Source organism: Fictibacillus halophilus (assembly GCF_042680145.1).
In the GTDB taxonomy this organism is placed as follows: Bacteria; Bacillota; Bacilli; order Bacillales; family Fictibacillaceae; genus Fictibacillus; species Fictibacillus halophilus_A.
In genome coordinates this window covers 36,067-60,622 of sequence record NZ_JBHTNQ010000006.1, presented here as the reverse complement: position 1 = coordinate 60,622, position 24,556 = coordinate 36,067, and the positions used below count along the sequence as shown (strand labels likewise).

Sequence of the window (24,556 nt, the reverse complement as noted above, 5' to 3'; positions counted from 1 at the left end):
ATCAAACTCTCCATAAAAGTGTTTGACTTGCTCTAATTTATTACTGACGGAATTAATTCTTAATTCCTTACCTTTGCTTTTGTTCAGTTTTCAAAGAACTTGTTTTGGCTTGTCTTCTTTCGAGACAGCTTTATCATCTTACCGAATCGAAGTTATAAAGTCAAGCTCTTTTTAAAAATCTTTTTTAAAGATAATATGGTGGGCCTAAATGGACTCGAACCATCGACCTCACGCTTATCAGGCGTGCGCTCTAACCAGCTGAGCTATAGGCCCGTGAAAATAATGGAGCGGGTGATGAGAATCGAACTCACGACCAGAGCTTGGAAGGCTCTTGTTTTACCACTAAACTACACCCGCAAAAGAATGGTCGGGAAGACAGGATTTGAACCTGCGACCCCCTGGTCCCAAACCAGGTGCTCTACCAAGCTGAGCCACTTCCCGTAAAAAATATGGCGCGCCCTGAGAGATTCGAACTCCCGACCTTTTGATTCGTAGTCAAACACTCTATCCAGCTGAGCTAAGGGCGCATATCCATTGCATATTCAAATGCATTATATGTTATTTTGAAAAGTTGGTGCGGTCGAGAGGACTCGAACCTCCACGGGGTTGCCCCCACTAGCCCCTCAAGCTAGCGCGTCTGCCATTCCGCCACGACCGCGCGGCAAGATGCCAGCGCATGAACACTGCAACTTATAAGTTCAAAAGAATTAATATGGTGCGGGTGAAGGGACTCGAACCCCCACGTCAAAGACACTAGATCCTAAGTCTAGCGCGTCTGCCAATTCCGCCACACCCGCATATTAATTTGAAAATGGTGAGCCATGAAGGACTCGAACCTTCGACCCTCTGATTAAAAGTCAGATGCTCTACCGACTGAGCTAATGGCTCAAAATGTTTTAAGCATTAAATACTTAAACACTTATCTTAAAAACAAAAAATGGCTGGGCTAGCTGGATTCGAACCAGCGCATGACGGAGTCAAAGTCCGTTGCCTTACCGCTTGGCTATAGCCCAACACCTTAGAATAAAAATGGCGGACCCGACCGGGGTCGAACCGGCGATCTCCTGCGTGACAGGCAGGCATGTTAACCACTACACCACGAGTCCATTCATCTAGGCATTTTGTATTTTATTTATGAAATAAAATGGTGACCCGTACGGGATTCGAACCCGTGTTACCGCCGTGAAAGGGCGGTGTCTTAACCGCTTGACCAACGGGCCACATGGCAGAGAAGAAGGGATTCGAACCCTCGCACCGCGTTAGCGATCTACACCCTTAGCAGGGGCGCCCCTTGAGCCACTTGGGTACTTCTCTGTATGGCTCCACAGGTAGGACTCGAACCTACGACCGATCGGTTAACAGCCGATAGCTCTACCACTGAGCTACTGTGGAATGTCTTTTAAGGACAATTAATATCATAATTGTTTCAGCTTAAAATGTCAACCCGTTTTAGAAGGTTTTTTCTAAGCTTTCGTTGCTGCAGTCACCCATTATAAAAGGCTATCTAAAGGGCTTGTCTAACAGCGACTTAATTAAATTACCACATTCCTATAATCGAAGTCAACACCCTAATATGAAGAAATCTGTTTTAATTTTCCCCTGCACTTTCCGCACACATATCTCTTCGTATCAATTTTCCTTTTTCTTTTATAAGACTGCATACAGTCTGTGCAAATATAGTGATGTTTATAACTCTCTGTTCTCCTTTTTTCAGGGATAGATTGACAATAACGGGAACCGCCAACTCTATTCAGCCAATACTTAAAGTCGTAATCACCATGTTTATAGCCTTTCCCTTCAATATGCATGTGATAATGCACCAGCTCATGCTTTATTACCCCGATCAACTCATCCATTCCAAATGCATCATAAAGGTGAGGATTCATTTCGATGTCATGAGACCTTAATAAGTACCGGCCGCCGGTAGTCCGTAATCTTTTGTTGAATCTGGCGTTATGACGAAACTTTTTATTGAAAAATTGTATGGAGATTTCTTCTGTTAGTTTTTGCAGTTCTTCATCTGTCATGGTCATGCCCCTTACTATTTCAAGTTCACATTAACAAGCATCTAAACATAGACTAATACACAAACAACGGATTGGGAAGTTCAAGGAGGTTCTCTATATGCCAACATGGTTTAAAAGACAGCTCCGCCGCGCTTATTACCAAAAAGATCGTTACCAAATCCGCTTATTGAATCAATGCTGGTTCTTTTATAACAGAAAGCACTCCTCCAGTGAAGAATGACCCCACTGGAGAAGCGCTTTTTCTTTTGACTATCCTTTTTTAGGAGCAATCATCGTTAAGGCGATTCTCTGTTTAGCTACATCTACAGAATCGACCCAAACGGTTACAACTTGTCCCACACTTACAACATCCATTGGATTCTTTACAAAACGGTCAGTTAATTTCGAAATATGAACGAGACCGTCTTGTTTTACACCAATGTCTACAAAAGCACCAAAGTCTACAACATTGCGGACTGTTCCTTGAAGCTCCATACCTTGTGCTAAGTCTTCCATCTTAAGAACATCTGTTTTAAGAACCGGGCCTGAAAATTCATCTCGAGGATCACGCCCAGGTTTTGTCAGTCCTTCGATAATATCTTTTAATGTCGGAACACCAATATCCAGTTTACTCGAAGTCTCCTCAAGTGAAAGGGACTTTAATTTATCGGCCAGAGCTTCTGTACCGATGTCGGCAGGTTTAAATCCTAACTCTTTTAATAAAGCTTTGGTTCCCGAATAACTTTCAGGGTGGATTCCAGTTTGGTCCAAAGGCTGATCGCCATCCATTACACGCAAAAATCCAATACATTGCTCGTACGTTTTCGCGCCTAAGCGAGGAATCTTCTTCAGCTCTGTTCTATTTTTAAATTTCCCAACATCATTTCTTTTTAAAATAATGTTTTGAGCAACCGTTTTGGACAGGCCTGAAACATATTGAAGCAATGAAGCTGATGCTGTATTTACATTAACACCTACCTGGTTAACCGCTGTTTCAACTACAAAGCTAATCTCTTCACCTAGTCGTTTTTGCGATACATCATGCTGATATTGTCCGACGCCAATCGATTTCGGATCTATTTTCACAAGTTCAGCCAACGGATCTTGAAGTCTTCTCGCTATCGAAACGGCACTTCTCTCTTCAACTTGAAGGTCTGGAAACTCTTCACGGGCAACACTAGATGCTGAATAAACACTCGCACCCGCTTCGTTTACAATTACATATGCTACAGATTTATCGAGATCTTTTAATGTCTCTGCAATAAACTGTTCCGTTTCGCGAGACGCCGTACCGTTTCCGATCGCTGCAATTTCTATATCATATTGATCAATCAGTTTTTTTACTACCGCAGCAGATTTTTCAACTTCTGATCTTGGCGGTGTTGGATAAATGGTCTGAATATGAAGAACCTTCCCCGTCTCATCAACAACACCAAGCTTGCATCCGGTGCGGTATGCCGGGTCAACTCCTAATACAACTCTCCCTTTTAATGGGGCTTGAAGCAAAAGGCTTCTTACATTTTCAGAAAAAATATGAATGGCACGCTCTTCTGCCTGCTCTGTTAAAGCTGCACGTATTTCCCTTTCGATCGAAGGCGCAATTAGTCTTTTATAAGCATCCTCAATTGCTTCACGCAAAAATGGTGCAGCTGGAGAATGTGATCGCTTAATCGTTTTTCTTTCCATTTTCGAATGGATCAAGTCAGCAGGAGTACTGATGCCAACCTTCAAAATCCCTTCTTTTTCTCCCCGGTTCACTGCAAGTACTCTGTGAGGAACAATCTTACGTATTGGTTCTTGGTATTCATAGTACATCTCGAATACTTTTTTCTCGTCAGCTTCTGTATTTTTTCCTTCTGTCTTTATCTCACCTTTTGAAAAGGTATCTTCCCGTATCCATTTTCGCATATCAGCATCATCAGACAGCATTTCAGCTATGATATCCTTAGCTCCTTGAAGAGCATCTTCTTCTGACAATACTTCTTTTTCTTCGTTTATGTATTCTTTCGCCGCTTCTAAAGGATTTTCATTATGTTCTTCCAGTAGCCATAACGCAAGAGGCTCTAATCCTTTTTCTTTTGCAACTGTCGCTTTTGTTCTTCTTTTCTGTTTGTACGGACGGTATAAATCTTCTATATCCTGCAGCTTTTGAGCTTTATTAATTGCAGCAGTAAGTTCTTCTGTCAATTTTCCTTGTTCGTCGATTAAACGGATAACTTCTTCTTTACGAGAAGCAAGGTTTTGCAAATAAGTCCAGCGGTCCATGATGTCTTTAATCTGAACTTCATCAAGACCTCCTGTTAATTCCTTTCGGTAACGGGCAATAAAAGGCACCGTATTTCCTTCTTCTAATAATTCAATAACTTGATTAATTTGTTTCCCTTTAACATTAAGTTCCTGTTCCATCATACGCAATGCTTGTTCATTAACAGGTTGTCCCAATAAGAACACTCCTTTTTCAATCAATTACTTCTATTATAAACGAAGTAAATCCCTCAGTAAAAAAAGCTTTGGTTTTCGTAAACTTTGTTGAGATTAGGAGTGGTTGATCTCCGCTTCAGGATTCTCGCTTTCCGCGGGGACGTGCGGTGAGCCAGGGTGAAAGATATGAGGTGCTGCTCCTACGTCTACAAGAAATCCTGCCGAAGCAAGCTTTCTCGTCGCATGCCTTGCGAGAAGAACAGTCAAGTAGATGGCACGCTGCTCCCGCAGGACAAGGAAGGTTTCGGCAGCTTTACATCGCACGAAGAAAATGTGAAGTTCATTTTCGAGGGGTCTCGCACCTTACGCTCCAATCAACGTATCAACGGAGAGTACTCAAAAAATCAGAAAAGAACCAAGACATTTAAACACAAACAAAAAACACCATCCTCAAATACGGTAAGGATGATGTTTCTCTAACTCATATTCACTTGACCTACCAGGACTGTAGCATCATCATTGATATCCTGCGGCAATCCGCTTATATACTTTACAGATTCCTTCGGTGAAATCATTTTTGTTAAAAGCGTACGGCTTTGCGTATGAATATCCATGCCATCTGAATAGAGCATAAATGTTAACTCTTTCTCGTATCTAAAATCCTGTACTTTAAATCGTTCTGGTTTTCCTACTAGGAAACCGACTTTCGGCAAAGGGTGTACGGCACGTTGTCTTTCCGCAGAGATCATAAAACGGATGTTACCTACTCCAGAATAAGTGGCAGTTTGATTTTTATAATCGACTTTAACGATTGCAATAACAGCACCGCGCGTATGTCTTAGTCCATCGTTGCAAAGATGCATCAGCTGCTCTACTGTCTCATGATGATGTTGATCGATGATGTCAGTTGCTGCTCCTGAAGCTTCTTTAGCCATTTTCCCGCTTCCTAAGCCATCCGCAACAGCGCAAATCAAATAATTGTCCGTTTCTTTCACATAAAAACTATCTCCGCAAAGATCATTTCCCTTTTTCGGTTTTTGATACGAGGAAACAGATGCTCTGCTGTATTGATAGTGTTCGATCATCTAAGCGCCTCCGAAGGAGTCACTCGCAAAGCTTCTTTTAGCTTTTCTAAAGCTCTCCTTTGCAATCTGGAAACGTGCATTTGAGAAATATCTAACCTTTCTCCAGTTTCCTTCTGGCTTAAGTTTTCAAAATAAGTGCACTGAAGAATTTCGCGTTCACGTTCAGAGAGAACCGCAAAAGCTTTCTGTAAAAGAAGTCTTTTGTCAATCTGATCAAATCCTTCATCATTGGAACCAACAAGATCTAGAAGTGTTACTGTACTTCCCTCTTGGTCAGCTTCGATAGAGCTGTCTACAGATAGAGCTTGATAGCTCTTGCCCATTTCCATCGTCTCTAGCACTTCTTCTTCCGAAACTTCCAGATAATCAGCAATTTCGGCAATCTTAGGTGATCTCTGCAAGCTGGTTGTTAATTCTTCAACCGCTTTTTTAATTCTCGGTCCTAATTCCTTGATTCGGCGAGGTACATGTACACTCCAAGTCTTATCACGAATAAAACGTTTAATTTCTCCAACAATTGTCGGAACAGCAAAGGATTCGAAAGATCTGCCAAACGTTTTATCATATCTTCTAAATGCAGCTAATAAACCAATCATACCGACTTGAACTAAATCGTCATGAATGCTTTTACCTTTAGAAAACTTCCTTGCCAAGGAATGAACAAGATCTTGATATTGCAGAACAAGATTCGTCTGAATTTCTTCATTTTGTGGATCTTGCTGCAACTCGTCGATCCATGCATAAACTTGCTCTTTACTGTGAAGGCGCTGGCGAGATTCTGTCGACATGTTCCTCCACCTCATCTCTGTGAAGATACTTAGTCATCATAACAACGACGCCGGCTTCACTGCTTATTTCTACCTTGTCCATGAGTGTATCTATTAAGAAAAGGCCTAAACCTCCCTCATTTAACTGATCAACAGATTTCCCATCTACTGGGCCAAGATTTTTTGAGATAGATTCAACATCAAAGCTCTTACCTTGATCGACAACAGTTATTTCAATACGGTCATCGAAAATATTGCAGCCAACACGGACTTGACCTTTATCTTTATCCGCATAAGCGTGATTAACAACATTCGTCACTGCTTCAGAAACAGCGATCTTAATATCTTCTATTTCATCAAACGCAAAACCCATTCTGTTAGCAAGGCCAGAAATCGTTAATCTGACCACACCCACATAATCCGGTTTTGCGGGGACGTTCATTTCAATATAGTCGGACGCTGTTCTCATAGCGCCTCCCCCTTTACTCCGCTTTCAATGTCCATCACTTCAGTTAATCCAGTAATCTCAAAGATACGTTTAACACGATCTGTCATACCGCGAAGTTTTAATGAACTATTGTTAGCTTTTGAAGATTTTAGCGCTCCAACAAAAATTCCTAATCCTGTGCTGTCCATATAATCGATTCCAGAAAGATCGACAACAACAACGCTGCCTTCTTTTTCTGTCAATGGAAGCATTACCTCTTTTAGCTTTGGAGCAGTATATGCATCGACTTCTCCAGTAAGATGTAACTCGTGTGTTTCATTTATTTGGTGTTGATTAATTTGCAAATTCATTGTTTTCCCCCCACGCTTTGATTAAAACCCGATAAATTACCTTTACCCTAAACCAAAGTATGCTAAACCATTCGTTTTAAAATAATTAAGGTGAAATCATCTCTAAGCTCAAATCCTTGTAATCGATCCAGTTCCTGAAAAACATTCTGAACGATTTGCTGAGCTGGCAAATCCATATACTTTCGGATAAGAGACACGATTTCTTCTCTTTCAATAAAACCTTTGCTTGTCCGGCACTCCGTTACTCCATCAGAGAGCAGTATCACCATATCTCCAATTTCGATTACTCTCTCATAAGGATGATAGGTGGTTGTCCGGGAAACGCCTAATACAAGTCCCTTAGCAATTAAATCGTGGAATTGATCTTCTTTTGCATTATAGATAAATCCAGGTTCGTGACCTGCACCCGCATAGAAGAATTTATGACTTTCAGGCTCATATACACCATGAAACATTGTAATAAACATATTGCTATGAACGTTCTGTTCAACAACACGGTTTAGGTTTTCTAAAAGAAGATGAGGCTTCATCTGTTCTTCAGGAAGACTGTCCATTGCGTACTTAATCATAGACATACAGAGTGCAGCAGGTATGCCTTTGCCGATTATATCAGCTACGGCGACACTAAGGCTACTTCCACTTTTTACAAAATTATAATAATCACCGTTCATTTTCTTAGCTGGAACACTGACAACTCCAATATCCAGTTCATCAAATTCAGGCACATCACTTAACAGCAAAGTCTGCTGCATGTTAGCAGCCACTTCAATTTCTGATTCCAGCTGCTGCTGTTTATCACGTAAACTTTGATGTTCACGATATGCAAACCCATATCCAATCATTGCCTCGAGAAGAAAATCAAAGGAATCCCTCATTTCTTCTGACATATCAGGGAACAATTCGTCCATAACCTGAATATGCAGACTGACAAGATCTTCAGGTGAGATTTGCTGTTCAAGCAATTTTCTGCTAAATTGCTGGCCTTTATAGAGTGTCGTCTCAGTTTTAGCTTTTAGATAGACCGATAATAGATCTTGGTAACGTTCAGTTAGTGCGTCTTTTGCAGTCAAGAGCTCTCCTCCTAACGAAGCCATTTAGTAGCAGAAATCTCCGTTCCCACATCTACTGTGGATTCTATAGAAAATTCATCCATTAATCGCTTCACGCCTGGCAATCCCGCTCCTAAACCACCGGAAGTAGTATACCCATCTTCCATTACTTTACGGATTTCGCGGATTCCTGGTCCATTGTCTAGGGCTACAATTCGCAGACCCTTTCTTCCTAATTGATCGATAGGCTCGATACAGATCTTTCCTCTGCCCGCATACAAATAAATATTCCGGGCAAGTTCAGAAATAGCTGTTGTAATTCTGGCTTGGTCAACATTTCCGAAGCCAAGCTCCTTGGCCATGTTTCTGCCAAGCTGACGGGCACTTACAATGTCCCACTCGTTGCGTACTTCCACACAGGATTGGATGTCCATTATCATCCCTCCAGTTCCAGACGCAATTTATCAAGCCCCTGTTCTAAGTCAAGCGCTGTCGAAACTTCCCTCATGGATATTCCAAGGTCAATAAGTGTAATAGCAACTGCGGGCTGTATTCCTGTTAATACAACTTGCGCTCCCATTAATTTTGACATTCTCACTACATCCCCAAGAACTTTTGCAATAAAAGAGTCGATCATATCAACGGAAGTTAAGTCAATTACTACTCCCTTAGCACCGGTATCATGAATTTTATTCAACAGATCTTCTTGAAATTGAAGGGCTGTTTGATCGTCCATTTCAACTTGGATAGTGATCAATAAATATTCATGCAATTTTAAAATAGGAATTCTCATTTTTTCCAACACTCCCTATTCATTGCTTATTAACTGCTGATTCGTAATTTCCAAAGCATTTTCCATACCCTTTTGAAGCGTGCTCTTTGTAGGGAATAAACTCAAATCAATGCCCAGACTTACAATTGTCTGTGCAATTTCAGGCCGGATTCCTACAAGGATACAAGTAGATCCAAGTAATCTAACAGCATCGGCAGCCTGAATAATATGATGGGCAACCATCGTATCAACGACTGGCACTCCTGTAATATCAATAAGAACTACTTCTGAGCGGTACTTGATTACACCATTCAATAAGTTCTCCATAATGAGCTTTGCGCGCTCTGTATCGATAGAACCGATCAAAGGCATTACACTGATATTTTTGAATACCGGAATAAGTGGAGCAGAGAGTTCCAATAGTGCTGTTTTTTGAATGGATACTGTTCTCTCCCAAATTTGAGATGAGTTTTCTACCACCCTATTTAAAATTGGATCTAGCCAGCTGTCGATTTCACGGTAAAGAGCAGCAAGTTTCTCCTGATCCATTTCCGATTCGACAAGCATATTTAAAATAACGCGGCGAGCAACTTGAAGCCCTTGCGTTAAATATTTAAGCGGCAATCCAGTATGAAGCACCTGGTCGAAAAATTGATCCAGTGTTCCATCCTTGGAAATATCGTGATAATTAATATGCTTAATTAATAGCTCAAAAAACTGCTGGTCTGTTTCTTCACTAAGCTTCAGTGTAGTTGTATAGCCAGCAATTTCTTTATCTTTAAAAAGATTGACCTCTTCAAGCCAATTATTTTTAAGGGTTTCTTGATTTTCGTTAATCATTTTTACAATCAAGTTGTCCAATTCTTATAGCACCCCCGCTACATATAGTATCGACTCTATTATTTCATTTCTGATAATTTTCTGCAATGTTTACACTGTTTCTAACTTTGGATATATAACCCATTCAACCAAAGTCTAAACATGTATTTTTTTCCATATAAAATAAAAAACCGCCAGACCTCCGTCAGACAGTTTCTCAATGTGTGTTATGGAAATTTAAAAATCTACCAGACCAGTACTGATCTGCAATGCGTCGTCTACCCTGCGCATCATGTCTTCATCCAGCTGTGTAATCTTATCTGTTAATCTTTGCTTGTCAATCGTTCTGATCTGCTCAAGCAAAATAACTGAATCCCGTTCAAAGCCATATTTTTTTGAATCTATTTCAACATGTGTTGGAAGTTTTGCTTTTTGAATTTGGGCTGTGATTGCAGCAACTATCACTGTTGGGCTAAAACGGTTTCCGATATCATTCTGGATTATCAGTACAGGACGTATTCCGCCTTGTTCTGAACCTACTACCGGTGAAAGATCTGCAAAGTAAACGTCTCCGCGTTTGACTATCAAGGACTACACCCCGCTAACTAAGCGGTCCAAGGTATGATCGGCTTCCTCCTCTAACATAAATGCTTCTGAGGCAATCGTTAGATTGATCTTAGCCATTTCCATGTAACCCTGTTTCATCTCATCACGAAACTGACGTTTGTTCTTCCGCTCACGAAGAAACATTTCAGTAGCTTGATGGATAAATTCGCTGCGGTCCAAATTCTCTTTTTTAATGACACGATCTACCTCAGTCAGCAACTTTTGAGGAAGACTAATCACGATTCTTTTTGTGTTCAATTCGGACACAACATACACCTCCAGCGCAAAGCTATACTACGATCGAGTTCCTTTTAACCACATATAATCTTATCACTTCAATATTCCATTTGCAAAGCGATTTCAAAGTATTTATTCTACAAAATTTTTAATAGTCCTTCTAATATTCTGCTAAAAATTTAGAATTACATTCATATTTTCTGAAATTCGACCCTTTTTCACAAAAACTCTCGGCACTCGTGAAGAAATTAAACACGGTATCTCATAATTTATGGTTTTAGCTAGTGAAGCGATTTCATCCATTTCAATTGTTTCATCATTCTGGTTCCCTATTAAGGTAGCTTTTTCACCAACATCCATTTTATAAGGAAGCCTTACCATGCATTGATCCATACAGATTCTGCCGATAATAGGTGCACGCTCTCCCCGGATCAGCACATCAGCTCCTGGCGATAATCTTCTTTGCCAGCCATCTGCATAACCGATCGGAAGGGTGCCTATCCACTCTTCCTCTTTCGCTGTATAAGTTGCTCCATAACTTACAGTATCCCCAGGCATTAGTTTTTTAACATGGATCAGCTGAGAATGCAGACTGAAAGCTTCTTCTAAAGTAAAAGGGAGCTTTTCTTTCATCTCTGAAGATGGAGATAAACCATACATGCTGATTCCCAATCTCACGAGATTAAAAGGTCCTTCAACTTTACGCAATGCCGCGGCACTGTTGGCACTGTGAACGTATTTCGGTGTAATTCCCCACTTATTCAGTAAATCTAATTGATTAATAAATCTTTTTCTTTGAGTTTCAAACAGTTCAGATTCCCATTCATCTGCTGTTGCGAAATGAGTAAAAACACCTTCTATTTCACAGGCAGAAGAATTCTGTATCAAAAGAGAAACATCATGAAGCTCCTCTTCTTCTGTAATACCCACTCGGCCCATACCTGTATCAAGTTTTAAGTGAATGTTTAATACTTTATCGGTTTCTTTTAGAAACTCCGAAGCTTCTATCAGCCAATCTTTTTGGAAAACGGTTATGCTTATCTCATTTTCCGCCGCAAGACTAACATATTCAGGACTTATACGGTTCATAACTAAAATCGGTGCTGAAATCCCTTGCTTTCGTAAAGCCAGCGCCTCGTCGAGCATGGCAACTGCAAGCAGTTCAGCTCCTGATTCGAGCGCCTCCACTGCAGTCTGGTAGGCTCCATGGCCATAGCCATTTGCTTTCACAACTGCCATGATTTTTTGATCTGGAAGATGTTTTTTAAATGATTTTATGTTTCTGCTGATTTTATCTAGGTTAATTTCTGCCCATGTATCTCGATAAAAGTGATTTCTGTCCACAATTAAGCCTCCTGCAAAGAAAAAACTGAATGATTGCCTCTTATTTTAACGTTTTTATTAGAATTATGTAAGTGAATACGGGTTGGTTCTTTGGAAAGATAGGTTTGGTTGAAGAAGTAAAACCTTGTTTTGAGCGCAGGTGGCAAAGTTTGAGCGGTACGGGGCTTTTTTGAGCGCAGCTAGCACTGGTTGGAGCGTAACTCAGACATTCTGAGCGCAAATCGGAAATTTTGAGCGAACGTGTAATAAATAAAAGAACACGTACCGTAAAACTCGTAAAAAGCCAAAAGAAAAAGACGGCTAACATTTTCAGCCGTCCTCAATATTATAGAAGAAATTATTTTATTGCTTCTCCATAAACGGATCTTGCAATAGCCATAAGCTCTTCTTGATTTAAATTATTTGAAGCGAGGAAGTAATCTACACCGTTATAATTCCATGTTACAGATTGTTCTGTCATGGCACCAACTGTAAAGCCTAGATCAACAGGTTCTCCGTTTGCCAAAGTTAACCTGGACGCTGTTTCTACAGCTGTATTTTTTTGCTGCATGAGTGTAAATGATTTATTTTCTTCTGCATCAGCATAATTTAAAACTACTTTCGAATCATTGTCTCCAAGTGCTACTTCTCTTTCATTCACAAGATTCAAGTTAGACGTGTATGTCGGATACAGCACTTCAAACTCTTCGTCTGATCCAGAGAAAGTGGGAATTTCGAATTGAGCACTCGACATGTTGGACTCCATATCGAAAGAGTTCTTATCAAACTTTGCATTAAATTGAACTTTTGAGAAATCCAGTCTCACAAGCTCTTTTTGGTCCTGATCCATAATACGAACTTGAGTTGGATCCAAATCTTTATTTAATGTGATTTCCTGCTGATATAAGTTTTTGTTCTGGTAATTCGTTTTTGTATGGAAAACATAGCTTTTCTCTTTTGATTTAAAGCCGCGGTCAGTATCGTTTAAAATATCTGCGATAAGTGATTGGAACAAATAGACCTGACTATTGTTTTCCGGCCAGTCACTTTGGAAACGGAAGCTTTTGTTAAGAGCTGGCGTCAGTACGAAGACCCCATCCTTATTGCGCAAGATCATCTGACTTTGGTCTTTTTCAGCATTCTTTAAGCTGACCCTGTAAAAATCCGGTTTCTTATGCCATATTTCTAAATCATACGTTAATGGCTTTTCCCCTGTGTTTAAAGTCATTTTGGCTTCTGCTTTATAGCCTGTCATCTTTTCCATTCTTTCTTCCAAAGAATCCAGAACATCACTCTGGCTTTGCTCACCGCATGCAGACAGGACCATTAAAGCCATGAACGCCGTCAAAATAATTGACAGTGTTTTCTTCATTTTTTGCCATCCCCTTTGTCCCAAAGTAATTTCGACATTGAAGGGGGTGCTAACTTCGCTACAAGCAAAGGACTGCCCCTTCTACCGCATTACAATATATGAGACAACCCTGGACAATATGCAGACTAGCTTGACGAGCTTTCTAAAATAACTTGAGCTACAGCGTATTCCTTCGTATGAGAGATCGATAAGTGGCATAAATAAGGATAAGGAGATGTTATAAAAGGCTTACCTTTTTCATCAGCTTTAATTTCCATGTCGTGCCATGAGAGCTCTGCACCAATCCCAACTCCCAGTGCTTTTGCCATCGCTTCTTTAGCTGCAAATCTTCCGGCAAGGTATTCATATTTTCTGTTCCCGTTCAGCGATTCAAATCTTTTTTGCTCAAAAGGCGTTAAAATCCTGTTCGAAAAACGCTCTTGATGAAGCGCTGCTTTTTTAATTCTTTTCAGTTCTATAATATCGATGCCTGTTCCAACAATCATTCGTTTTCTCCTTTACAGCTATATCTTTCGCTCTCTTCCCTCTCACATGGTAAACTTAAGGAAGAATTTAAGTTATGTATAAACTTCGCATAAAAAAGGGTGATCTATTTTAATGTTTATAAGGGATGAAAGCTTTCAAACCTTTATTAGGCGCTATCCAATTGTAACTTTTTTGACAGCTGTTCATATCGTTGTGTTTCTTCTTATTAATTTTACCCCTTTTCGCACTTCTTTGTACCATTTGATGGTTGGTTCTAACTATTATATTGCGGCGGGAGATTATTGGCGGCTTTTAACACCCATTATTACGCATGAGGCTGCGGGACATCTCATTTTTAACTCGTTTTCACTTATTTTATTCGGTCCTGCTCTGGAACAAATACTCGGAAAAGCCAGGTTTATCATCGGTTATGTCGGTGCTGGTCTGATAGCGAACATCGCAACCCTTTTAATGCTTCCGTTGTCATATGCACATATCGGTGCTTCTGGTTCAATCTTTGGGCTGTTCGGAATTTATGTTTATATGCTGTATAATCACCGTCAATATATCGACAGAGCCAATACACAGATCCTTCTCGTCGTATTGGGGATCAGTTTAGTTTCTACGTTTTTAAATGAAAGAATCAATGTTCTCGGTCACTTGTTCGGACTGATCGGCGGTGCGGCATTAGCCCCTATCATCCTGGCTTCATTGCACCGGAAGAAAAATAGATATTAATCTCTATGAAAAAAGCACCTCCATTTAAGCGAGGTGCTTTCTGTACTTAGGAATGCTGCTGCAGTACTTCTTTTAATGACGTTTCATAATAGACGGGCCAGTCCACATCAAGTTTATGAAGCTGTCTTGCGTGCTTGGGTTTTACACCTATAATATTGACCGGCTTTCCATTCATGTAGTGCAGCATGCGGAATAGTTCGCTTAACTTTTGAACTCCTGGTTCATCAATTTCGCCGGTAGCAGACAAATCAAAGAAAATGTCTTCAAACTGGCCTTCGTACGCGGCTTTCAAAGCATTTCCCGTGACAGTCATCATCTTGCTTTCTGTAATATCTCCGAATAAAGGGACAAAAGCCATCTTTTCTGAAATCGGAATAAAAGGCCCTGACAATTCATCCAGGCGCTTCAAAGCATCTTCTAACGCTTCTTTTTTCTCAAAAAGCTCAAAATCCGTAGAAGCCAGCCTCAATCTAAGTTCTGAAAGCTTTTCTTCGAGTCCCCTTACATGTGTGCCAGTCGGGATAAAAACAACATGGGCATAATCTTGTTCCCAAGAGATATGAATGTCGCAGAGAACAAAAGGGTTATCTTTTCCTTTTACGTTTGCTTCAAAACTTTTTTCACCTTCAAAAGGCAGCAAATACTTGGTTAGTTTATTATGGCTCTCCTCATCAAAACAATCATGAATCGTTTCTGCCTGTCCAGTTAAAAGGTCAATTGCCTTTTGAGACATACCCTGAATCAGCCCATCTTTATTTATTTTTACGTATGGTACCGGTAATGCGCAGTTCATGTTCAGGCATTGATCCTCTTTTCCACATACTCGTCCAGCCATTTTTCTGCCTGTTCGAGATTATTAATGATGATCCCTTGATTGTTGGTATATGGTTCTAAGTCATACTTATTCGCGAGTCTCCCGCCTATTAAAATTACTGGCTTATGAGGCAGAGCGGCTAAAGTACGGACATAATTTTTAAGAACTGGCAGGTTATAAACGATGGACACTGAAAGACCGATCACTTCAGGTTTCCATTGAAGAGCTGACTTTAGCGCATATTCTAACGGAAGGCTAGCTCCGTAATATTTCGTTTCCCAGTCTCTTTCTTCAAAAAGACTATTAATCATTTTTATGCCTAAATAATGTTGCTCACCTTGCAGACACAGAAACATGGCTTTGTTGTTTCCGCCCATCTTTTCCTCTGACACTTGAAACAATCTAGAAAGAACAAAATCACAAACTCCTGTAGCTAAATGTTCATCAGCTACTGAAATCTCATTATTTTCCCATAATTCGCCTATAAGGTACATAGCAGGAGTAAACAGGTCTCTAAATAAAACCATCCGGCTTTGATTGGGCTGCTGTTTAATAAAACGCATCGCTTCAGCATGATTGCCATCTAAAAACAACCGTGCCAGTTTCTCAACATCTGATATAGCCATTGGCCGACCCCTCCCTTTTATTAGTGAGCAGCTGCTGCTTTCTCACCTAAAATGTTGTTGGCTTTGTTTAAATAATCTATATATGCTTTAATCCTCGGGGTATCTTTTGCATCTTGTTCATTTATAACATCAATGATTATTGAAAAGTTATCCATCAGGAGTTCAGTGCTCATACCAAACTTCTGTAGGATTCCATCCAGCCATAAAGCATAATCCGAAAAAAATTCCTCGTTGTCCAACTCGTAAGCTGTCTCTAAATGCTTAAAATGGTGGTGATTGTCTTCGATGCATTTAGCTCTTCCTTTATCACCATAACGGTCCATAAGTGACGGGTCATTTTCATAAATTTTCTCAGTAACTCTTTTTACCATAGCATTTATGTTAATTTCCGTCATTTTGCAACCACCTTATATTGTTTAACCGTAGGAATAACAGCAGCTAGTTCCTTATCAGGATACTTTTTCTCCAGATCGTGAATTTTTTTGAAGTCCTCACTTCTGACCCATTTTAAATAATCTTCCTTTGTAGAAAAAATGAGCTGAACAGTTAGTTCGCCCGCTCTCTTATCATTTTGTAATAGTAAAAAATCCACGAACCCTGGTGCATGGTCTACAGAGCGCGAGCGATTTTTATAGATATTGATTACTTCTTCTGCTTTTTCATTAGGTACATCAAATGTAGAAAAAACTGTATACATGCAAATATCACCTCGTGGATGTATTTAAATCAGGATAATTATTCATTTCATAAAAGATTCAATAAAGAATAATATTTTTCCTTCTTCATTTTTAGGCTGTTTTTGTAAACTTTGTTGGTTTTGAAAGTGGTTAATTTCCGTTCCGGGATGCTCGCTTTGCGCTGGCGGGGTCTCACCTATCCCACTGATCCTGCAGGAGTCTCGCACCTTGCACTCCATGACCCAAAAGTAACAATCTTTTAGAGAAGAGCCTTTAGAAAAAAGCCTAAAAAGAAACCTCTCCTTTATTTGACTCCCAATACTACAGGAAAGAAACATATATGTCACTAAAAAGGAAAAGCACTAGGGAGATCTCCCTGGTGCTTTTAGTACAAATCAAACATATTCACTTCATGTTTCGTTTGCTTTAAATATGTAAATAATTGTGCTCGATGATGAAAAGCGTGCGTCACGATTTCGACGAGCCACTTTGACTGTGTCATGCCTTTTTCAGCGTAAAATGCTTTTGTTTCCTTATTCAAAAATTCTTCTTCTGAAAGAGATAAAAAGTAGGACTTTAATAAATGATAGCCTTCCTCCAGAACATGTGTAAGTTCAGTAACATTTTGAGCAGATAATTTCTTTTCAAGTTCACGAATTTCCTTTTCAGACTTTTCCTGAAGGATGGCTAAATCAACATGTGAGATCTGAACAAGATGGTTAGCCAGTTCTAAGAATGTCCTCATATTATCTGATGGGCGGAAATCAAATACGGATTGATCCGCTTTTTTCAATAAATTACTTGTCGTTCGAACGACAGTATAGAACTCTTCCAATAATGTCTCGGTCAATGAAACAGTAGCATTCATCTTTATTAGCCCCTTACTTTATAAATTATTTTCACTCTTATTTATTCTTTGGCTAATTCAATTTTCCTTCGAATAATCCCGAGGAAACCTCTTTATGTGCGATAAGATTCACGTTATTATAGATGTCCTCATTCTCTTCACAGATTAAAAGCATGTCATAATAAGCTCGATTAAATACTTCTACAATTGCCGGATCATACATTTTTCCAGATTGATTTTCGATCTCTTTTTTTGCATCCCAAGGAGTCATCGCTTTTCGATATGCTCGACTGCTAGTCATAGCGTCGAAAGAATCTGCGATTGCTAACATTCGAGAATAAAAAGGAATGTCTTTACCCGCAAGCCCGTTCGGGTAACCTAGGCCATCAAACCTTTCATGATGGTGAAGAATCGCCTTGAGCACCCGCTCTGAATAACCGAAAGACTTAGCCAGTTCCATGCCATCGACAGGATGCTTTTTCATAATTTCATACTCTTCCTGGGTTAGTTTACCTTTCTTCATAAGCACTGCGTCAGGTGTAGATATCTTTCCTATATCATGAATCAATGCCGTTAACTCCAGCTCTTCAGGATTAATATCCCTAAAAGCCCCGTGCCTTGCCAAAATCATAGAATAAAGTGCTACTCTCTTTGAGTGACCTTGTGTATATACGTCTTTGGCTTCAACTGCCAGAGAAAAAGCTTTGACCCCTTGCTGTATGGACTCCTTTTCCCTCACCGTTTTATAGACAATGGTTTGAACCATAAAAAGCAGCAAACAAAAGATCAAATAAATCGATATAAATGCAAAATAATCAGCCGTAGCATCTCTCGATAACATGAGATAAGAAAAGAATCCTCCTGCACTTGACAAGTAATAAAGTCGTCTGTCATTTAAAAGAAGAGCAGTAACCGGCAAAAAGAAATAGGCAGACTGAACAATTGGATATTCCACGAATATGTAAGAAACAGAAACAACATATATTCCGCATAATACAAAGACAGCTTTTGTCCAATCTTTATTTATGTAATTCATGAGTAAGGCAGGCAAGAATCCTATTAAAAACAGTAAAATAAACGTGTAAAAGAGCTCCATTGGCTGTATAAAATAATGGTGCAGCGCCTGAAGTACAGCACTTCCTATTATAAATAACTGACCGAGTTTTATATTGCGAATCATTTAAAATCTCCAATTGTCGAATTTTGTAATTTAATGCAATTATATACCAATCGTACTTTTAATCCTAATAAATTTTTTCAATAGAGAATGATTGCAAAAAAAAACCGCCCAAAGGACGGCTTATTTCACATAGCTTCTGGCTACATGTCTCATTTTTCTATGCTTTTGTCTTTGGCTTCGCATTCTTAGTATGACGAGGAAACCTAATAATAGAAGTAAGCCTCCATAGAGAAAAACACTAGCCTTTACAGCTGTTTGCATAAATGTTGGGCTCTCTTCTTCTTCCACTGGTTCCTCTTTAGATGCAGCAGCTGCTTCTTTTTTCGTTTCTTTAAATAGAGTATGAGAAAGCAATACTTCACCTTCTGCATTCTTTAATTGAAGTTCACCATCTGATGTTACATCTTGAATCGGTTTTTCTCCGATAGGCATTGTTACTGAAAGGTCTTCTTTTAAGGGATAAACCTCTCCGGTTTCAGCCTGAATCTCTGTTCCCGCTGAGAGGGTTTGTCTTTCAAAATTTGAAAAACCATAATCTCCGATCGTCATCGTATCCCAGTAAGCTGCACGGCTTGATGGCGCTTTTAAAGTAACAATAATCACATCGAGGTTATCCCGTGAAACAGAGGTAACAAGAGTATGTTTGGATTCATTTACGTAACCGTTTTTGACACCTGTAGTGCCAGGATAATCCCACAATAGCTGGTGATGATTTCGCAATGTGGTTTCCCATCCTTCACCAACCCAAGGGAGCTCTTTTGTAGACACAATCTCACGAAACACTTCATTCTCCATCGCGTATTGCGTAATCTTCGCCATGTCTTCTGCGGTTGTGTAATGTTCTACATCAAAAAGGCCATTAGGATTCACAAAATGTGTGTTTTCTGCTCCAACCTTTTTAGCGAATTCATTCATTTGATCTGCGAAGGATGCTACATCCCCCGCCATATATTCTGCAATCGCGATCGCGGCGTCATTTCCCGAGTTAATCAAAAGACCTTGAACCAGCTTTTTCAAAGGTACTTGCTCACCTTCTAAAAGGTAAACACGTGTTCCGTCAGCTTTAGCCGCTTCACTGCTTACAATAACCGACTCTTCTAACTTGCCTGATTCTATAGCCAGAATACCAGTAACAATCTTCGTGATGCTCGCTGGATACATTTGGTCCGTACTATTTTTTTGATATAAAACATCTCCAGTTTTCGCATCAATCATTACGGCGCTTTCGCTTTTAATATCCGGTTTGTTTTCTCCTGCTGCCTGCACAAAATGTGATTGCGCCAATATCACAAGTGAAAAAACAAGAAAAAGGCTAAGTTTTTTCATACTATTCCGCTCCCGTTAGTCATTTAATCTTCATAACTCTTCGCCAGACTTTTCTCTTCTATTATGGTTGAAATCAAAATGAAATTTAGAAATTATCGCCATAAAAAAACAGGCGATTTTATCAATTGATACCTTTCGACAAAATTCGCCTGATTCCTTTTATATATCGTACATTTCAGCCTATTCTTTAGTCAAAATGCTTCCTGTTTTTCTTTCCTCGAAGCAAGTCGCCTGTCCAGCCTTTCATTCTCAGCCACACGTATATTCCTACAGTTGAACCCACAATCAAGATCATTGCATATAAATAGCCAAACTTCCAGTTAAGCTCCGGCATATGTTTAAAATTCATTCCCCAAATCGCACCAAGGGCCATGGCTGGGGTAACGATAACCGTAAATACCGTTAAAGTTTTCATGATTTCATTGCCTCGGTGCGAGGAAAGAACCTCTTCCAGGTTAAGCAGTGTATCGATATCCTGACGGTAATGCGATATCAGAGTTAATGTACGTTCTATACGCGTTGTAATCTTTTTATAAGCGTTTGTTTCAGTAATGTCATCTAAGAACGCTTCTTTAATCGCCATTGCAGTCTCATGAACGGGCAGAGTCAAATCACTCCAGTTAATGAGTTCAATTCGACTGTCATATATACTGTTCAAAAGGGTTGTATGATTATTTCGCTGTACATCCCGCTGCAATTTCTTAAGCTTACTCTCAAACTGATCGATTCCATCTAAAAAATGATTAATCAATTCACCCATAAGAATTAAAAAGCCTTCAACTGGAGTTTTTTCTTCTATAATAAGATGATCACAAGATTCTCTATAGTCACCGGTAATTTTTGATAGGTCAAGACCAACTGTGATAAATGATTTCGGCCGGATATAGAAATGAAAGACCTCAAACTCTTCCTGATTCTCGGGGTTTTGTTTGTACGTTAGAGAACCGCGTATAATCGGATCTCCGTCTTTGTCTCTTTCAATTCTCAAATAGTTCGTTTTATTTTCTTTAATATGAGTAAGCCACTTCCTACAGCCTTTATTATCCGCTATTAGTTCGCTTAGTTCCTCTTTATGACATTCGTGCTGGTGCCAAGTCCAGCCATATACACTTGTATATTCCATTAATAATCCCATCCTTTTTTAGCTTTAGATGACGGTATAATCTTTTGCACCGTTTTGTCTCAACCAGTTCAGCGACTTCTGCATAATTTGTGGATGGTTCTCTGTTCCTTCCTTATTTAAATGAAGCCAGATGGTCCCCGTTTTTTTAGTCACTTTTACCTTTAATAAAGCGATCCCCATAACTTCTTCATCTTTTTCCATCATTAATACAGCTGTATCATCACGGTCTATGTATTGTGGCAACTTATCATGAACTTCCGGAGCTTCACTGCACCAGTCTAACAAACGGTTCAGATCAGCTTTGTCCGCAAACTTAACATCCACCAATATTCCTCCTCAATAGATTCCCCTGTATTTTCACAAGCAAACCTAAATAATGTCCGCAAATGGAGCAAGATAGTTCATCAGCAATTCCCGGTCCTCTGGAAAGGACAAGGTTAAATGTTTCAGTTCCTCAAAGGATACCCATCTTATATCGTAGATTAAACCGTCAGGATCCTGAATTTTTAGAGAACCACTGACTACTTCCCCTAAGAAATATTGAACTTTAAAGTGTATGCCTAATGATATGCCTTCTTTAATATGAAGCTTTTCTTTGATCTTCACGAAATAGCCTGTTTCTTCCCACACTTCGCGTATACAGCATTCTTCAAAGGTCTCACCTGTTTCTTTGCCCCCTGAAGGAACACTCCATCGTTTTTCTTCTTCTGGTGTTCCTTGCAGCACCATTAAAAGTTTCCCTTCATGTAAACAAATGCAGCTCGCACCTTCCCAAAACATATAAACTCCCCCTTTACAGGAAAATTTTCTTGAACGCACCAAAAAAGTCCTGCGCATTCACACAGGACTTTTCAACAATTAGATGACTTTAGCTTTTTCATTTACCTTTTGAGTGTTGATGATTTTTCGATTGCCATGATCCCAAGTGTAGATCGTCTTGCTGTTTTGTTCGAGTAAAGAAAGGGAGTCATTCGTGCATTCCACAATTTTCGAATGCGGAATCTCATGTTCCTTTTGTTCACCAGTTTGGAGATCAATATAAACGATTCTTTCGCTTTTTCCTGTTGAAAGATCCAATTCGTATACAAGAAGGTGATTATCTACCTGATATAGGGCACGAGGTGAGATGGATAATTTATATTCAGTGACTACTTTATCTTTTTCATTCAGTACCATGACTTTCTTAGGATCTCCGTTTAATACGGGAGCTCCTGATACGTAAACGTGATTTTCATAACACAGGATATCTGTCGGTGCCATATTGCTTCCTAGATTCACACGCTTTTTCTTCCCGTTTCGAATGATGTAAAGCACTGCTTGATCTTCTTCAACAATGTAGGAAGAAATATAGAGAACATCATTATTCATTTCAACTTCCCACAGATAGCCGTTCACTTTCCACTCTTTAACTAATTCTGGTTCATTTTTTGAGAAGATGAGCACCGAGCCTTTTGAACCATCGCCCTCACAAGCAACTGCAACACAAGATTCGAATTCATAGAAGTTTGGCTGTCCCTTAATGATCTGTGACTTTAAGCAGCCGTTTTTATGATCAAAGATAAATAACTTATAATCCTTCGAGCTGTTTTCAACCTTTTTGGAGAACCAGTAATTCTTCTGGTTGTCCATGAATACTTCGGAGTAGGCAAATTCGCTCTCCTCATTTTTTACTACACTTCCGGCCTGTTCAGGATCACGTGAGACATACAGCGAGCTCGTGTTCTCTGCAGTTCGTGATGATAATTTATACATTTTGGCCATAGTACTCTCTCCCTTCAATTTTGGCGCCGGTTCCCCGCATGACTTCGGTTTATGTAAAACTCAATTATCGAAATTATCAATTTCTAGCAAAAACTTTGTATTTTCTGTTATATTTATCTTATCAAACAAACAGCTGATTCTGTATTGGGAAAAATGGTAGGAAAGATGCTTGTTAATTGGGGGTCTAGCATGACAATTTTCCCAAGTTCTGAAAGGGGGATTTTATGGTCGGTCAACGAATAAGATATTATAGAAAAACAAAAGGCCTAACCCAGGAAGAGCTGGCACAGGGAATTTGCTCTGTTTCTTACTTGAGTAAGATCGAGAAAGGGGACGCCAAATCAAGCGAAGAAGTCATTAACATGCTTTGTGAACGTCTAGGTATTTCGCCGGAGGAAGTGGACGAAGGCAAGATCCTTGAAATGCTTAATGAGTGGAACATGATGATGGTAAATAGGCTTTTTGAAGAAGCTCAAAGCTTTAGTGAACAACTCGAGGAAAGAATGCAGGGTGTAAGCGAGCCGAATTTACTGTTACGATATCAATTATTTAAGGCAAGACACTACATCGTTTGCAATTCTCCTGATAGTAGTGCCGCTAAAGAACAACTTAATAAAGTAAAAGAACTTTTTCAACAGTTGCCGAATGATTTGAAATTCTATTATTATACTTTTCAGGGAATGTATTATAATTACAATAAAATGTATCAAATAGCATTAGATTATTTTTATAAGGCAGATAAACAATTTACTCAAACTTCAAATATTGCAGACGTAGAAGCTGCCATTGTTTATTATTTACTTGGATTAACCCATAATCATTTACTTCGAATAAGTTCAGTAGCAAATTATGCATACAAGGCAATTGCGATTTTTGATAGAGAATATTGTTATTCAAGAAGTGCCGACTGTCAAATCCTCCTAGGATTGAGTTATCGAAGAGCTCGAAACTATGAGAAAGCCGAATATCATTTGAATCTAGCATTAAAATATTCAACTTTGTTTAAAGATGACATGACAAGTGGTATTATTTATCATAATTTAGGTTATGTTGCTTCTTGTCAAAAGAATCACAATAAAGCAATTCAATATTTAGAGAAAAGTATGATATATAAGGAAAGTCAATCAGTACAGCACACAGCAAATACCATATTTGTATTAGCATCTGAATACTATGAATTAGGTGACCATGACAAATCTCAGTTATTGACAACAAAAGGGCTAAAGCATGTTAATGATCAAGATGAAGTCTATTATCACCTGAAAATTTTAGAATTTAAACTTAATAAGTCCTATGACTCAGAGTTACCTGTTTTTCTTAGTAAATTTGCCATTCCATTTTTTGAAGAAAAAGGTATACTAGAGTATGAAGCCCTATATTCTGAATTATTAGCTGATATATATTTTGAACAAGGTTTATACAAAAAAGCGAGTTTATATTATAGGATAGCTAACAATGCTAGAAAAAATATATTTTAATTAGGAGGATAAAATGAAAAACTTAAAGAAAGTTTTACTTACGAGCGTTTTTGCCTTAGCAATGTCATTACCTTTTTATTTAACTTCAGTTGAAAATAATCCACCTGGTAACTCACCAATGTCAGCAGTTGAAAATAATCCCCCAGGTAACAAAAAAGCTATTTTATTATCAGTTGAAAATAACCCTCCAGGTAATAAGCCTAGTTCTCTAACATTATCATTAATTTCTATTATGCGAGTTGAAAATAACCCTCCAGGAAATTAAA

30 protein-coding genes and 12 tRNA genes are annotated in these 24,556 nt (G+C 39.2%); 4 read left to right on the top strand and 38 right to left on the bottom strand.

The annotated features are described in order from the left end of the window. Positions 1–196: 196 nt before the first annotated feature. From ACFQ4X_RS17590 to ACFQ4X_RS17530, 13 genes are all read right to left on the bottom strand, one after another. Positions 197–273 (bottom strand) — tRNA-Ile (locus ACFQ4X_RS17590). Between the two features lie 10 nt (positions 274–283). Continuing rightward, positions 284–357, bottom strand: a tRNA-Gly gene (locus ACFQ4X_RS17585). Positions 358–364: 7 nt separating this feature from the next. Continuing rightward, positions 365–441, bottom strand: a tRNA-Pro gene (locus ACFQ4X_RS17580). Between the two features lie 9 nt (positions 442–450). After that, a tRNA-Arg gene (locus tag ACFQ4X_RS17575) sits at positions 451–527 on the bottom strand. A 45-nt stretch (positions 528–572) separates the two neighbouring features. Beyond that, positions 573–658: transfer RNA gene (locus tag ACFQ4X_RS17570), tRNA-Leu, on the bottom strand. A 55-nt stretch (positions 659–713) separates the two neighbouring features. Beyond that, positions 714–797 (bottom strand) — tRNA-Leu (locus ACFQ4X_RS17565). Positions 798–812: 15 nt separating this feature from the next. After that, positions 813–888: transfer RNA gene (locus ACFQ4X_RS17560), tRNA-Lys, on the bottom strand. Positions 889–938: 50 nt separating this feature from the next. Next, positions 939–1,013: transfer RNA gene (locus ACFQ4X_RS17555), tRNA-Gln, on the bottom strand. 17 nt (positions 1,014–1,030) lie between these two features. Then, a tRNA-Asp gene (locus ACFQ4X_RS17550) sits at positions 1,031–1,106 on the bottom strand. Between the two features lie 39 nt (positions 1,107–1,145). Next, positions 1,146–1,220 (bottom strand) — tRNA-Glu (locus ACFQ4X_RS17545). Positions 1,221–1,223: 3 nt separating this feature from the next. Continuing rightward, positions 1,224–1,314, bottom strand: a tRNA-Ser gene (locus ACFQ4X_RS17540). Between the two features lie 3 nt (positions 1,315–1,317). Continuing rightward, positions 1,318–1,392: transfer RNA gene (locus ACFQ4X_RS17535), tRNA-Asn, on the bottom strand. 176 nt (positions 1,393–1,568) lie between these two features. Further along, on the bottom strand, positions 1,569–2,027 hold the full coding sequence (locus tag ACFQ4X_RS17530) for a SprT family protein (protein ID WP_379837463.1): 459 nt from the start codon (positions 2,025–2,027) through the stop codon (positions 1,569–1,571). A 97-nt stretch (positions 2,028–2,124) separates the two neighbouring features. Here ACFQ4X_RS17530 and cmpA point away from each other — a divergent pair, with 97 nt between their 5' ends. Beyond that, the gene (gene cmpA / locus ACFQ4X_RS17525) at positions 2,125–2,247 is read left to right on the top strand and encodes a cortex morphogenetic protein CmpA (RefSeq protein WP_130297391.1); all 123 of its coding nucleotides are present in this window, start codon (positions 2,125–2,127) and stop codon (positions 2,245–2,247) included. A gap of 29 nt (positions 2,248–2,276) precedes the next feature. Here the strand turns inward: cmpA and ACFQ4X_RS17520 are convergent, their stop codons facing one another. The 14 genes from ACFQ4X_RS17520 to acpS form a co-directional block, all read right to left on the bottom strand. Further along, a complete protein-coding gene (locus ACFQ4X_RS17520; protein ID WP_379837469.1) occupies positions 2,277–4,415 on the bottom strand; it encodes a Tex family protein in 2,139 nt (712 codons plus the stop codon). A gap of 488 nt (positions 4,416–4,903) precedes the next feature. Further along, complete coding sequence (locus tag ACFQ4X_RS17515; protein ID WP_379837461.1) at positions 4,904–5,512, bottom strand: PP2C family serine/threonine-protein phosphatase; 609 nt, start codon at positions 5,510–5,512, stop codon at positions 4,904–4,906. Next, positions 5,509–6,300 carry an RNA polymerase sigma factor SigB gene (gene sigB, locus ACFQ4X_RS17510; protein WP_066285727.1) on the bottom strand — a complete coding sequence of 264 codons (792 nt, stop codon included), beginning with the start codon at positions 6,298–6,300 and terminating at the stop codon, positions 5,509–5,511. The genes ACFQ4X_RS17515 and sigB overlap by 4 nt, the downstream gene beginning before the upstream one ends. Beyond that, a complete protein-coding gene (gene rsbW / locus ACFQ4X_RS17505) occupies positions 6,266–6,748 on the bottom strand; it encodes an anti-sigma B factor RsbW (protein WP_379837459.1) in 483 nt (160 codons plus the stop codon). Before rsbW ends, sigB begins: the two co-directional genes overlap by 35 nt. Then, complete coding sequence (locus tag ACFQ4X_RS17500; RefSeq protein WP_130297393.1) at positions 6,745–7,077, bottom strand: STAS domain-containing protein; 333 nt, start codon at positions 7,075–7,077, stop codon at positions 6,745–6,747. The genes rsbW and ACFQ4X_RS17500 overlap by 4 nt, the downstream gene beginning before the upstream one ends. Positions 7,078–7,139: 62 nt before the next feature. Beyond that, positions 7,140–8,147 carry a PP2C family protein-serine/threonine phosphatase gene (locus ACFQ4X_RS17495; RefSeq protein WP_379837456.1) on the bottom strand — a complete coding sequence of 336 codons (1,008 nt, stop codon included), beginning with the start codon at positions 8,145–8,147 and terminating at the stop codon, positions 7,140–7,142. An 11-nt stretch (positions 8,148–8,158) separates the two neighbouring features. Then, entirely contained in the window at positions 8,159–8,560 is a 402-nt protein-coding gene (locus ACFQ4X_RS17490; RefSeq protein WP_066285716.1) for an anti-sigma regulatory factor, read from the bottom strand. Positions 8,561–8,562: 2 nt separating this feature from the next. Then, the gene (locus tag ACFQ4X_RS17485; protein ID WP_066239455.1) at positions 8,563–8,919 is read right to left on the bottom strand and encodes an STAS domain-containing protein; all 357 of its coding nucleotides are present in this window, start codon (positions 8,917–8,919) and stop codon (positions 8,563–8,565) included. Positions 8,920–8,934: 15 nt separating this feature from the next. Beyond that, entirely contained in the window at positions 8,935–9,759 is an 825-nt protein-coding gene (locus tag ACFQ4X_RS17480; protein WP_379837454.1) for an STAS domain-containing protein, read from the bottom strand. A 195-nt stretch (positions 9,760–9,954) separates the two neighbouring features. Further along, entirely contained in the window at positions 9,955–10,305 is a 351-nt protein-coding gene (locus tag ACFQ4X_RS17475) for a type II toxin-antitoxin system PemK/MazF family toxin (protein ID WP_066239453.1), read from the bottom strand. Positions 10,306–10,308: 3 nt separating this feature from the next. Beyond that, positions 10,309–10,590, bottom strand: a complete 282-nt coding sequence (locus tag ACFQ4X_RS17470) for a CopG family ribbon-helix-helix protein (protein ID WP_066285713.1) — start codon at positions 10,588–10,590, stop codon at positions 10,309–10,311. A 141-nt stretch (positions 10,591–10,731) separates the two neighbouring features. Next, positions 10,732–11,907 (bottom strand): alanine racemase, encoded by a 1,176-nt coding sequence (gene alr, locus ACFQ4X_RS17465; RefSeq protein ID WP_379837467.1) that lies wholly within the window; start codon positions 11,905–11,907, stop codon positions 10,732–10,734. 334 nt (positions 11,908–12,241) lie between these two features. After that, the gene (locus ACFQ4X_RS17460) at positions 12,242–13,255 is read right to left on the bottom strand and encodes a LolA family protein (RefSeq protein ID WP_379837452.1); all 1,014 of its coding nucleotides are present in this window, start codon (positions 13,253–13,255) and stop codon (positions 12,242–12,244) included. A 125-nt stretch (positions 13,256–13,380) separates the two neighbouring features. After that, positions 13,381–13,740: a holo-ACP synthase gene (gene acpS, locus ACFQ4X_RS17455; RefSeq protein WP_379837450.1), complete on the bottom strand. Its 360-nt coding sequence runs from the start codon at positions 13,738–13,740 to the stop codon at positions 13,381–13,383. A gap of 112 nt (positions 13,741–13,852) precedes the next feature. On the opposite strand from acpS, the gene ACFQ4X_RS17450 reads away from it, so the two are divergent. After that, positions 13,853–14,458, top strand: coding sequence for a rhomboid family intramembrane serine protease (locus ACFQ4X_RS17450; protein WP_379837448.1), 606 nt, complete (start codon positions 13,853–13,855; stop codon positions 14,456–14,458). A 46-nt stretch (positions 14,459–14,504) separates the two neighbouring features. On the opposite strand, the gene ACFQ4X_RS17445 is transcribed toward ACFQ4X_RS17450, so the two are convergent. The 11 genes from ACFQ4X_RS17445 to ACFQ4X_RS17395 form a co-directional block, all read right to left on the bottom strand. Then, a complete protein-coding gene (locus ACFQ4X_RS17445; RefSeq protein WP_379837446.1) occupies positions 14,505–15,293 on the bottom strand; it encodes a Stressosome protein rsbRB in 789 nt (262 codons plus the stop codon). Further along, complete coding sequence (locus tag ACFQ4X_RS17440; RefSeq protein ID WP_379837444.1) at positions 15,254–15,898, bottom strand: cobalamin B12-binding domain-containing protein; 645 nt, start codon at positions 15,896–15,898, stop codon at positions 15,254–15,256. Before ACFQ4X_RS17440 ends, ACFQ4X_RS17445 begins: the two co-directional genes overlap by 40 nt. Positions 15,899–15,918: 20 nt before the next feature. Further along, the gene (locus tag ACFQ4X_RS17435) at positions 15,919–16,293 is read right to left on the bottom strand and encodes a hypothetical protein (RefSeq protein ID WP_379837442.1); all 375 of its coding nucleotides are present in this window, start codon (positions 16,291–16,293) and stop codon (positions 15,919–15,921) included. Next, positions 16,290–16,595, bottom strand: coding sequence for an antibiotic biosynthesis monooxygenase family protein (locus ACFQ4X_RS17430; RefSeq protein WP_379837440.1), 306 nt, complete (start codon positions 16,593–16,595; stop codon positions 16,290–16,292). Before ACFQ4X_RS17430 ends, ACFQ4X_RS17435 begins: the two co-directional genes overlap by 4 nt. Positions 16,596–16,960: 365 nt before the next feature. Then, positions 16,961–17,443, bottom strand: coding sequence for a DinB family protein (locus ACFQ4X_RS17425; RefSeq protein WP_379837438.1), 483 nt, complete (start codon positions 17,441–17,443; stop codon positions 16,961–16,963). A 52-nt stretch (positions 17,444–17,495) separates the two neighbouring features. Then, a complete protein-coding gene (locus ACFQ4X_RS17420; RefSeq protein ID WP_379837436.1) occupies positions 17,496–18,602 on the bottom strand; it encodes an HD-GYP domain-containing protein in 1,107 nt (368 codons plus the stop codon). 120 nt (positions 18,603–18,722) lie between these two features. Further along, entirely contained in the window at positions 18,723–19,928 is a 1,206-nt protein-coding gene (locus ACFQ4X_RS17415) for a D-alanyl-D-alanine carboxypeptidase family protein (protein WP_379837434.1), read from the bottom strand. Between the two features lie 187 nt (positions 19,929–20,115). Next, positions 20,116–21,051 (bottom strand): magnesium transporter CorA family protein, encoded by a 936-nt coding sequence (locus ACFQ4X_RS17410; RefSeq protein WP_379837432.1) that lies wholly within the window; start codon positions 21,049–21,051, stop codon positions 20,116–20,118. A gap of 24 nt (positions 21,052–21,075) precedes the next feature. Then, complete coding sequence (locus ACFQ4X_RS17405; RefSeq protein WP_379837430.1) at positions 21,076–21,375, bottom strand: hypothetical protein; 300 nt, start codon at positions 21,373–21,375, stop codon at positions 21,076–21,078. 45 nt (positions 21,376–21,420) lie between these two features. Continuing rightward, complete coding sequence (locus tag ACFQ4X_RS17400) at positions 21,421–21,831, bottom strand: NUDIX domain-containing protein (RefSeq protein ID WP_379837428.1); 411 nt, start codon at positions 21,829–21,831, stop codon at positions 21,421–21,423. 78 nt (positions 21,832–21,909) lie between these two features. Further along, on the bottom strand, positions 21,910–22,812 hold the full coding sequence (locus ACFQ4X_RS17395) for a hypothetical protein (RefSeq protein WP_379837426.1): 903 nt from the start codon (positions 22,810–22,812) through the stop codon (positions 21,910–21,912). Between the two features lie 224 nt (positions 22,813–23,036). Between ACFQ4X_RS17395 and ACFQ4X_RS17390 the strand changes: the two genes are divergently transcribed. Together ACFQ4X_RS17390 and ACFQ4X_RS17385 are read left to right on the top strand one after the other, a co-directional pair. Continuing rightward, positions 23,037–24,290 (top strand): tetratricopeptide repeat protein, encoded by a 1,254-nt coding sequence (locus tag ACFQ4X_RS17390; protein WP_379837424.1) that lies wholly within the window; start codon positions 23,037–23,039, stop codon positions 24,288–24,290. Between the two features lie 13 nt (positions 24,291–24,303). Further along, complete coding sequence (locus ACFQ4X_RS17385) at positions 24,304–24,555, top strand: hypothetical protein (RefSeq protein ID WP_379837422.1); 252 nt, start codon at positions 24,304–24,306, stop codon at positions 24,553–24,555. The last annotated feature ends 1 nt before the right edge of the window (position 24,556 follow it).